Here is an 11,466-nt window from a genome sequence, read left to right on the forward strand (position 1 = left end):
GAAGCATTTCCGGGCTTTTTTGAAATTATATGAAATAGTTATCGTGGATTTCTGCCATCCAGAGTAAATTAACAGCATGAATTGGGTGTATAGCCATAAACCTAGAGCCCAAGTCACAAGAATACAGGAAAAATGTCTGTTTTACGAACGTTATCAAGAACCTGACGTGTAATGTTCGCATTTACCATTGACAAGTCATGTCATGTCCACCTAAAATGATAAAGCACAACAACAACAACTATTCGTATAATTCCGGGGATTGGCCTGGAAGTCTCTACGAGGTCACCGTAATGGCCTGGCTACGATTAAGAAGAGCAAACCTATAGACTCTCGACTTTTGTCGCTGGTTTACAAGGGAGCTACTCTTTTTTTGAGCCGCTATCTACCAAAGATGCCGGCTTTTTTTGTTGCTGTCAGACACCAAAACACCTTAGGGGGAGAACAATTTGAATCGCTTTTTCAAGTTGAAAGAGAATGGCACCACAGTACGTACAGAGATTATGGCCGGGTTGACCACTTTTATGGCAATGGCTTACATCCTGTCAGTTAATCCTAACACTTTGACAGCTTTTGGCCGTATTGATATGGGCTGGTACTCGGTATTTTTGGCTACAGCGCTGGCAGCAGGTATTTTCACTATTGCGATGGGCCTGTTCATAAACTTTCCGGTAGCTCTGGCGCCTGGTATGGGCCTTAACGCATACTTTGCTTCCGTAGTTCTATCTTCCGCAACAACAGATCATCCATTCACTTGGCAAATGGGTCTGACAGCAGTATTCATTTCGGGGTTGATCTTCATCCTGCTGACCATTACCCAAATACGGCAAATACTATTAACAGCTATTCCAGATAGCTTGAAGCATGCAATTACGGTGGGTATCGGTATGTTTATTACGATTATCGGCCTGAAGAACAGCGGCATAATGACGATTGGTGTTGAAGCCGGCAATGACATCGCTGCTAATAAGTTCACGGACGTGCTGTCCTTTGAGACAGTGATCCATATGGGCAGCCTGGAGAACACAAACGTTCAGCTAGGAATTATTGGTCTGCTGTTGATTTCTATCCTGATGGTGCTGCATGTACGCGGTGCAATTCTATTCGGTATTCTGGGCACTACATTAGTTGCCATCCTAATGGGCGCAGTTGATTTCAGTGCTTTGTCCAGTCCACAATCACCTTGGGTTCCTGACTTTACGCAATTGAACTTTATGGAGTTTGATTGGGACGGTATCCTGCATACAGGAATTATCTCGGCCATCGCTACCTTCACTTTTGTAGAATTGTTCGATACTTTCGGCACATTGGTCGGTACAGCAGAACGTGCTGGTATTATGAAGGACCCTGAAGAAGGCAAAAAACGTGTCGGAAAAGCAATGTTCGTGGATGCAGTCGCTGTAGCAGGTGGTGCTATGCTGGGTACTTCCACGACAACAGCATACGTCGAGAGCGCAGCTGGTGTTGCTGAAGGGGGCCGCACCGGTCTGACAGCTGTAACAACAGGGGTTTGCTTCCTCCTTGCTCTGTTCCTTGCTCCTGTGGCTGCACTTATTCCAGGTTCTGCAACTGCAGCAGCATTGATTATTGTCGGTGTACTGATGGCTCAATCCATCCGCCAAATCGACTTTGAGGATATGGTTGTAGCCATTCCGGCCTTCTTGACCTTCGTAATCATGCCTTTCACTTACAACATTGCTAATGGTATTTCCTTTGGGATCGTCACTTATGTCATTCTTGCTTGCGTAGCTAATCTTGGCGGCAAGAAGAAATACGATATCCACTGGATGATGTGGCTGCTCGCCATCCTGATTATTCTCCGTTATGTATTTATCGGCAGTCAGGGCTAAGCCTGAGCGAAATAGCAATCCGCGGCCCCTTCATAACTGAAGGGGCCGTTTCTTGTTTCTATGCCGAGAATTAGTCCGGGGCAACCTTTGCTCCGGACTTTTCAACGTCTAGTATTTAGATTATATTGTTGAAGAGGTGATTAGGTTGTCCAGCAGATTAAATAGTGGGTATAACTACATTAAGCGCAATCCCTGGCCGCTGCTATTATTCCTGCTGGGAGCTGTAATTCGGATTTTGTATTTAGGGTCTATTCCGCCAGGGTTGAATCAGGATGAAGCTTCGATAGGTTATGACGCTTACGCTATCCTTCATTTCGGTATGGATCGGAATGGTGTTCATCTGCCCATACATCTCATAGCTTGGGGCAGTGGGCAAAATGCACTGTATGCCTATCTTTCCATGCCTTTTATATTACTGTTTGGTCTCACCCCAATGTCTGTACGGGCAGTTAGCCTAATTATGGGCCTAGTGGGTATGGTTATATTTTATCTGATGGCCAGACAGCTGTTTGTTTCCAGAGGGGCTGGCCTTGCCGCCATGTTCTTCATTGCAATTAATCCTTGGCATATTATGATGTCGAGATGGGCACTGGAATCGAATTTATTTCCTACTTTGATATTGCTTGCCGTTTATTTTCTTTTGAAATCACTAGTCAGCTCAAAATGGTCCTACGGTTTTAGCATGATGCTGGCTCTTTCATTGTATGCTTATGGAACGGCCTACTTTTTTGTCCCGATATTTGCCTTAGGCACCTTAATTCTTCTATTGTATAGAAGGGTAATAAATTTCCGAACCGTTCTCTGGAACATTGCACTGTTTATATTGCTGGCTCTGCCTATTCTTATATTTATAATCATTAACCGTATGAAGTTGCCGGGGGTCGAAACTCCACTGTTTTCTATCCCTAGATTGACAATGCCGCGTATGGATCAGGTATCATCTGTTTTCAGCGGGCAAATTGTACATACTGCCTTAAGTAATTTCAATGAGTTTATTAAGCTTTTGCTTAGCGGGAGCGACGGTTTGCCCTGGAATTCAATCTCACCCTATGGATATGCCTATCCTATCGCATTGCCCTTTGCCCTGATTGGACTTATGGTATTGATAAAAGCGGTGCGAAACCGTGATCAATGGGGAACAGGGCAGGCAGTTATACTGCTTTGGCTATTGGTTGCGGTGCTAATGACCTTTATTACAGATGTGAATATCAACCGGATTAATGTTATTTTCTACCCGCTAGTATTATTGGTTGTTGCAGGTTTTATGTGGTTAAGCCACAAATTGAGAGCAATCGGTATTCTTTCCGCTGCTGTCTTTAGCCTTTTCTTTATTTTATTTACGACCTTTTATTTCCGGGACTTCCCTCAAAACATTGGACCTGCCTTCTATGAATCTATTGGTGAGGCCCTCCACTATGCTTCAGAGGAGAGTACGGGGAAGATTTACGTCACAGATGAGGTTAACATGCCTTATATTTATGTCCTTTTTTATGAGCGGATCAATCCGCATGATTTCTTGAAGACTGTTAATTATGTTAATCCAGGAGATGCGTTTCAGAAGGTAGCTTCTTTTGACAGATATGTATTTGGTTATCCGAACATCGTTTCGGGAGAGTCAGCGGCTTATATTTTTGGGAATGGGGACTCTATTCCTGCCGAAAGTGAGAATTATACGATTAAACGTTTTGCCAACTATACTGTAGTAATCGCAAAGAGCACAGCAGCCGGAGCAATCTCTTCCAGCGACCCTGCAGAACCTGAGTCAATGCTTTCTGATTTTGTGAATGGAAATTTTGAAGAAGGGAAATCGGGCTGGAGGTTTACGGAAGGGACGGGGGTGGCGACCAATAATTCCTATAAGGGAAGTTATCTGGGCTATCTTGATCTGGGTACTGGAACAAGCATTACACAATTCTTTCTCACCAAGGAATCTGGTGAATATAAGCTATCCGCGATGGTTAGCGCTGGTGGTGAAGGAGGAAGGATGGGGATACGGACGAAGGATACTGTACTTGCGGAAGCCGAAATCACGGCCGGAGATGCATACCATGCACTTACGCTTCCGGCTTTTAGATTGGATCAGAATCAACAGGCGGAGATTTATATAACCGGCGGGACTGGCTGGATTAACATTGACGAGGTGAAATTGGAACGATGATTAAAAATACACGTGCGGCTGCAATGATCGTTGTAATGCTGTTATTGTTCATACTTCCGGTGACTAGCATACATGCAGAAGGAAATTTATTGTTGAACTCCGGCTTTGAGGAGGGGGACAATGATAGTCCGACTAGCTGGACCAAAGACATGTGGATTTCTGGAGACAGCTCCGGTGTATTATCGGTGCAATCAGAGGTAGTTCATTCCGGCAGTAAAGCGGCGGTGATCGAGAATCTTGAACCTAATCATCTGAAATGGGTACAGAATATCAAAGTTACTCCAGATAGTTATTATAAAATATCCGGTTATACCAAGGTAGTTAGCACGGCAGGCGAGGGTTTTGGTGCTAATATATTTGTCGTCGGAGTCGGCAGTGGTTATCCTAGCACTGTGGATACGGCTGGAGATTGGCAGTATCTCGAATTCATTGGCCAGACCGGACCGGACCAGTCAGAAATTGCGATTGGTGCAGCTCTTGGCGGCTATGCAAGTCTGATTCAGGGCAAAGCCTATTTCGATGATCTGTCCGTAGAACGCTTGGAAGCTGCTCCCAAGGGGGCGAATGTAGTTTCGTTGGTTAATACTGCAGCAGCTCCGGCTGCTGGCGACGATGCGGCGGCTACTCCGCATAAAGTATCTCCGGCAAAACTGTTGCTGATTTCGGCGTTGTTCAGTATTTTTTTCGTTGTGCTCTTCAATAAAGCGCTCCGCAGTGAGAAGTTTCTGGGACGGACGGAGAACATCTATGCAAGATGGCTTTATGCTGCAATGGGCTTGGCTTTTATCCTACGGGTATGGATGGGTCTAACCGCACAGGGTTACCAGAATGACATGAATACATTTATAGCTTGGGGGCAGCGGTTGGTTGATATGGGACCTGGCAAGTTCTACGAAACAGGCTATTTTGCCGATTATCCACCAGGGTATTTGTACATATTGTATCTGCTCAGCCTTATTCGTGGAGTATTTGGCTTCGCGCATGGAACGGGTGGGGAGAACTTGCTGTTCAAGCTTCCGGCAATTCTTTCCGATCTGGTGTTGGGTTACTTGATATATAAAGTGGGACGTAAAAAACTTGGCTCTGGCATAGCTTTCAGTTTAATGCTGCTGTTTCTGTTCAATCCGGCTGTGCTTATTAATTCAGCCGCCTGGGGCCAAGCAGATTCATTCTTTCTGATCTTCCTGCTGCTCAGCATTCAAGGAGCGGCGAATAAATCCTTCGTTCGCTCAGCCATATGGTTTGCTCTGGCTACGCTAATTAAGCCGCAGGCGCTGATCTTTACTCCTGTGCTGCTATTTGCTTTCTATCATCACCGAGCCTGGAAGCAGCTTGCCGTCGGCGCTCTTTACGGGTTGGGTATATTTGGCCTGCTGGCTGCACCTTTTTTCTGGAATAACGGAGGTCTCAGCGGACTTATTAATCTGTACAAAGCAACCTTGTCCTCTTACCCGTATTCTACAGTTAATGCATTTAACCTATATGCACTGACAGACCCCATGTGGTCAGCGCTTGATCTGACTTGGTTAGGCATTACGTACCGTGTGTGGGGTTTTATTTTTATCCTGGTCGCGGTAGTACTTGCAGCGTTTTATTCCTTCAAAAAGGACCGTCTGGATCTGTCGAAATCCTATTTTATCGGTATGGTACTGATCGTAACGGTGTTTGTATTAGGTACTAAAATGCACGAGCGTTACATGTATCCGGCGCTGATCCTCTGTTTGTTTACTTATATACAGAACAGGGACCGCAGGTTTCTAACCTTGTTTCTCGGCTTCAGCTTAACGCAATATATTAATGTGGGCTTCACGCTGGCCCATCTGAACGCTGGTGACAATCCACCATCAGATGGAATCGTTTTGGTCACGGCTATCGCTAATCTGGCCTTGTTGGTATATATGCTATACATCGGGTACGATGTATATATCCGCAATAGGATTAAGCTTCTTCCAGTACCTTTTACACGGGTGCAGAATTATGAAAAAGATGTAGAGGTCGTGGAGGGAATCCGGCCGCTTCAGGAAAGAGGCAAGGGTGTGAAGATGAAGCTTGAGCGCAAGGACTGGATATGGATCATTGCCATAACCGCAATTTACGCGGCCCTTGCCTTATATAATCTGGGTTCTACCAAATCTCCGCAAACTCTATGGGAGCCCTCCACGAAGGGTGAAAGCTTCTACCTGGATCTGGGGCAGAGCAGACAGCTGGAGCGAGTAAATGTATTTGGAGGCGTAGGCACCGGTAAGTTCAAACTGGAATTCAGTGAGACTCCTGATGCCTGGAGCAGTCCTTTGGATGTGAATGAGGATGTTGGAAATGTGTTTATATGGAAGAGTCAGCCGCTTAACGTTGCAGCGAGATACGTGAAACTCACGGTGAACTCACCAGGCTTTACCTTAAATGAAATGGCCCTGTACGAGCAGGGGGGGAATCGTATTCCACTCCCGATTGCCAGTGTTACGCCTGATGCTGACGGAACTCCCAAAAGAGGGGCATCGGCGAATCTATTCGACGAACAGTCACTGATCCCGGAATACTCAAGTTTTATGAATGGAACCTATTTTGACGAAATCTATCATGCACGTACTGCTTATGAATACACACACGGTATTGTTCCCTATGAGAATACGCATCCACCGCTTGGTAAGCTGCTGATAGCCGTAGGGATGGAGTTGTTTGGGGTTACTCCTTTTGGCTGGCGCATTATGGGTACGCTATTCGGGATTGCCATGCTGCCGTTGATCTATGTGATGGCCTTGCGTTTATTCAGACAGAGTAAGTATGCCATTCTTGCAGCAGGACTGTTCGCTCTGGATTTTATGCATTTCACACAGACAAGAATTTCTACAATAGATGTCTATGGCGTATTTTTCATTATGCTTATGTTCTATTTCATGCAGCGTTATCACACGTTGAATTTTTATCGGACTTCGTTAAGGAAAACACTGGTTCCACTGTTCTGGTCCGGCTTGTTCTTCGGAATCGGAGTGGCCTCCAAATGGATTGTACTGTACGGGGGGGCCGGATTGGCGATCATGCTGGCGCTGGTTCTCTTTGAACGCTATAGAGAATACCGGGCGGCGGGGCGTGTATTGGCTGAGGGCAAGCTTAAGGATCAGGAATTAATCATTGCCTGTCGCGATGCAAGCAGGAAGTTCTGGAAGAACACAATCATCACACTGCTCAGTTGCCTTGTTTTCTTTGTGCTTATTCCGGTGGGGATTTACAGCCTATCCTTTATTCCAGCTCTAACCGCCTCACCTGAAGGCTTTACCATAAAAAGGTTGATTGATGCCCAGATCAATATGTACGACTATCACAGTCAGCTTGTGGCTACACATCCCTTTGCCTCATCGTGGTGGGAATGGCCGTTTATGAAGAGACCTGTCTGGTTCTTTAGTGGCGATGAAGGTTTGCCGGTAGGCAAGGTCAGCAGTATTGTGACCATGGGTAATCCACTTATTTGGTGGACGGGGATCTTCGCGATGCTTAGCACACTTTGGCTTACGATAAAGCGTAAGGATAAGACCTTGTACATGATCTGGATTGCCTTTTTCTCGCAATATGTACCTTGGATGCTTGTCCCGCGCGAGACGTTCCTTTATCATTATTTTGCTATGGTGCCGTTTATGATTCTTGGTATTGTATATATGATGAAGCTGCTTGACGATAAATACCCACGAGCCAAATACATTCGTTATGCTTATGTTGCTGTGGCAGTGCTGCTCTTTGTAGCATTCTATCCCGTGCTGTCGGGCATGGAGGTCAGCGGTAGTTATGTGACGACCATGCTGCGTTGGTTCCCTTCTTGGGTTTTCTAAGGGAGGTTTAGACGCTCATAAAAATTTTAGGAGGAACAAAGGTGAAAGCCAGATACAGTGTAATTGTCCCCATGTTTAATGAGGAGGAAGTTATTAAACATACGTATGATCGTTTGAAAAAAGTAATGGACCAAAGCGACGACTCCTATGAGCTGGTCTTCGTTAATGATGGCAGCCGAGATCATACAGCTGAGATTATGCGTGAGATCAGTAGCAGGGACGAGAATGTGAAGTTAATCGACTTCTCCCGTAATTTCGGACATCAAGTAGCGATTACGGCCGGTATGGACTACGCTGAAGGAGATGCTGTCGTTGTTATTGACGCAGATCTCCAGGACCCGCCTGAGGTTATTTTACAGATGATCGAGAAGTGGAAGGAAGGCTACGAGGTTGTTTACGGGAAACGTCTGAAGCGTCAAGGAGAGACCATTTTCAAAAAAGTCACGGCAAAGATCTTTTACCGGCTGCTCAGCAGCATGACGAGTGTCGACATTCCTACGGATACGGGGGATTTTCGTCTCATTGATCGTAAAGTATGCGATGTTCTACGTGGTCTCAAAGAGAAGAACCGTTATGTAAGAGGTTTGGTGAGCTGGGTGGGTTTCCGGCAGACGATGGTGGAATACGATCGTGAGGAGCGTTTTGCTGGTGAAACCAAATATCCGCTCAAAAAAATGATTCGCTTCGCGCTTGACGGAATCACTTCCTTCTCGCACAAGCCGCTGAAAATTGCATCGTATATTGGCTTTTTTCTATCATTCTCCAGCTTCCTATATTTATTCTTTGTATTATTTCAAAGAGTCTTTACCTCCTGGACCGTTCCAGGCTGGGCCTCCATTGTAGGCGTTAATTTACTCTTCAATGGTATCGTGCTTATGCTGCTCGGAGTCATCGGCGAGTATATCGGCCGTATTTACGATGAATCCAAGGACAGACCGTTGTATATTGTGCGGGAGACTAAAGGCTATCTTGATGTAGAGCAAGAACATAGTCATATCCGGAAGGGAAACGATTATGTCAGATAAGAACCTGCGCGCAGGAGTGATTCAGTTCCTGAAATTTAATGCTGTTGGCTTGCTGAATACCCTTATTGATTTCGCAATCTTTACACTTTTGAACTCACTTGGGTTGGTATATACCCTAGCGCAGGTCATTTCTTATAGTGCAGGCACGGCCAATAGCTTTATTTTGAATAAAAAAGTAACCTTTCGGGACAGTGATCGTGGGAAAAAGGATAGCTTTGACCGGATGCAGTTGCTGAAGTTTATCATACTGAACCTGATTGTACTGGGAATATCACTGCTGCTTATGCATTTGTTAACAGATAAACTGGGCATCCAAGTGCTGATCTCCAAAGTTTTGGTTACATTCGTCACTGTAATCATCAATTTCTTCGGAAGCCGCAAGTGGGTTTTCTAAAAGTACGGAGGTGAATATCATGCGTAAATTTTCCTATTTAATCATACTTGCAGGAATACTTGTTATGCTGTTCCCCAAAGCTAATGAATGGTATAACGACTGGCAGCAGCAGAAACTTTTGGACGAGGCGGAACAGAGTTATAGTAACACTGCTCCAGCCGCGGTTGATCCTGATCTGAAAAGTAAATATGCCGAGGTAACCCAACTGCTCTCAGAAGAATCTTCATTGGATGAGCAGCCTCCGAGTGATACTCCTGTAAAGGCGGAACCTCAAGTCGTGCTCGGGGGAAATGTAATTGCGTTAATCGAAATTGATAAGATCAATCTGTTGCTGCCTGTGCTTGAGGGGGCGACGAAAGCCAATATGAAGCATGCAGCTACACATATGAAGGAAACAACACCTATCGGTCAGATTGGCAATGCCGCTATAGCAGCACATAGAGCCAGAACGACAGGCAGATTGTTTAATAGATTGAATGAGGTTGCAGTAGGCGATATTATCACCGTGAAGACAAGCGAACAAGCGTACAACTATGAAGTATACAAAATATCTATCGTCGAGCCTACGGATGTTTCTGTGTTAAATGGGAATAACAAAGACAAAATTCTTACACTGATTACGTGTGACCCACTAGTAAATCCCACACATCGTCTAATTGTACAAGCCAAACTACCCTAACAGGCATAATGTCATAAAATAGAAAGTTTCAAAAATTTATTATAAAATAATGGAAATCTAGCAGTATACGTCTTGAATCTAGGCGTAAATATGGTAGTATATAACTATAAAAGCTAAGCACGATAACGGCAAACCTATCGAAAGATAGGGACGCAAAGCTAAAGGGCCTTCCCGACAGGATGGCAGCCAGCTACCGAATGAAGAGGCTTTTTTTGTTTGTTCCTTGTCCAAGAATCTAGCATTCTTCCTAGTACATTTAAAGGATAGATAAAGCTTTTACGATAACGGCAAACCTATCGAAAGATAGGGACGCAAAGCTAAAGGGCCTTCCCGACAGGATGGCAGCCAGCTACCGAAAAGGGGTTTTATCATTGAAGAAATTTTATCTCATGTTATTGACGATATTTGTAATGGCTACTTCTGTTCAGTTAACTTCAGCTCAAGCTGCGGGCATAGAAACGGGTTGGCTCAATACATCGCAATTAAACCAAGGCATTATCGGAGTTCAATATGATGTACCGAAAGACAAACGGATCAAACTTATGATCACCAAAGGCAGTAGCAGCTACACTTATAATCTTTATGCTTCTGGACAAACTGAAATCTTCCCATTGCAACAAGGTAATGGATCTTATAAAGTCTCCGTTCTTGAGAACACAACGGGTAACAAATACAAAGCTCTATATTCTGAAGTAGTGGACTTATCTTTAAATGATGCGAATGCAGTATATTTAAGCTCAGTTCAGAATGTGAAATGGAGTTCTTCTAATAAAGCTATTCTTAAGGCAAAACAACTTACCCTAGGTAAGTCAACAGATCAAGAAAAGGTTAAAGCAATCTATAATTACATCGTTGCTAATGTGCAATATGATTATTCACTGGCTAGCAGTGTAACAACTGACTATATCCCTAACATTGACAATACCCTGGCCAGCAAAAAAGGTATTTGTTACGATTACTCTTCATTATTTGCCGCAATGCTTCGCAGCGTAGATGTTCCAGCTAAATTGGTCATGGGAAACTCCACTTATGTTACTCAATACCATGCGTGGAATGAAGTCCTTCTTAATGGCAAATGGGTTACTATTGATACAACGGTTGATGCTGGTTTGGTTAAGAGCAATAAAGCCGTAGAACTGATCAAGAATTCTAGTAAATATACGGCAGTCAAATACTACTAAGAGCAGTTAAAATATTATAAGAACAAATAGACAACCAGCTTAATTATTAAGCTGGTTGTTTTTCTTTTGATTAGGGGTTGCTTTTACACTAGTAGATAGGGTATTATAAGTGAGCGCTGTTGGAAGAGCGGACAAGCAAATGAATTAACAAGAAATAAAAAGCTTGCTTTTCTAAACACCGTATGATATATTATAAGAGTTGCTGGTGAGACATTAAAAGCCTACAACGAGAATTTGATCTTTGAAAACTGAACAACGAGTGAGTGGGATTTTACGAAAGTAAAATCCAAAAGAAGATGAGTTTCACGGCATTTATGCTGAGTGAACTTGTCGGTTAGAGAATGTAAATTCTCGTCAGATG

The 11,466-nt window shown here is 44.1% G+C and carries 7 protein-coding genes and 3 riboswitches; all 7 genes read left to right on the forward strand.

The window, feature by feature from the left end:
* The first annotated feature begins 222 nt into the window (after window positions 1-222).
* Window positions 223-322, forward strand: a riboswitch (purine riboswitch).
* A gap of 124 nt (window positions 323-446) precedes the next feature.
* A complete protein-coding gene (locus GJB61_RS21495; protein ID WP_154121083.1) occupies window positions 447-1,847 on the forward strand; it encodes an NCS2 family permease in 1,401 nt (466 codons plus the stop codon).
* Window positions 1,848-1,992: 145 nt separating this feature from the next.
* The gene (locus tag GJB61_RS21500; RefSeq protein WP_154121084.1) at window positions 1,993-4,005 is read left to right on the forward strand and encodes a glycosyltransferase family 39 protein; all 2,013 of its coding nucleotides are present in this window, start codon (window positions 1,993-1,995) and stop codon (window positions 4,003-4,005) included.
* On the forward strand, window positions 4,002-7,826 hold the full coding sequence (locus GJB61_RS21505) for a glycosyltransferase family 39 protein (protein ID WP_154121085.1): 3,825 nt from the start codon (window positions 4,002-4,004) through the stop codon (window positions 7,824-7,826). The genes GJB61_RS21500 and GJB61_RS21505 overlap by 4 nt, the downstream gene beginning before the upstream one ends.
* A gap of 41 nt (window positions 7,827-7,867) precedes the next feature.
* Complete coding sequence (locus tag GJB61_RS21510; RefSeq protein WP_338116007.1) at window positions 7,868-8,851, forward strand: glycosyltransferase family 2 protein; 984 nt, start codon at window positions 7,868-7,870, stop codon at window positions 8,849-8,851.
* Window positions 8,841-9,245 (forward strand): GtrA family protein, encoded by a 405-nt coding sequence (locus GJB61_RS21515; protein ID WP_154121086.1) that lies wholly within the window; start codon window positions 8,841-8,843, stop codon window positions 9,243-9,245. The genes GJB61_RS21510 and GJB61_RS21515 overlap by 11 nt, the downstream gene beginning before the upstream one ends.
* A 19-nt stretch (window positions 9,246-9,264) precedes the next feature.
* Window positions 9,265-9,924, forward strand: a complete 660-nt coding sequence (locus tag GJB61_RS21520) for a class D sortase (protein WP_154121087.1) — start codon at window positions 9,265-9,267, stop codon at window positions 9,922-9,924.
* 117 nt (window positions 9,925-10,041) lie between these two features.
* Window positions 10,042-10,122, forward strand: a riboswitch (cyclic di-GMP riboswitch).
* A 78-nt stretch (window positions 10,123-10,200) separates the two neighbouring features.
* Window positions 10,201-10,281, forward strand: a riboswitch (cyclic di-GMP riboswitch).
* Window positions 10,263-11,105, forward strand: coding sequence for a transglutaminase-like domain-containing protein (locus GJB61_RS21525; protein WP_229522179.1), 843 nt, complete (start codon window positions 10,263-10,265; stop codon window positions 11,103-11,105). (Overlaps the previous riboswitch by 19 nt.)
* Window positions 11,106-11,466: the final 361 nt, after the last annotated feature.

The organism is Paenibacillus monticola, assembly GCF_009664975.1.
GTDB classification, from domain to species: domain Bacteria; phylum Bacillota; class Bacilli; order Paenibacillales; family Paenibacillaceae; genus Paenibacillus_AQ; species Paenibacillus_AQ monticola.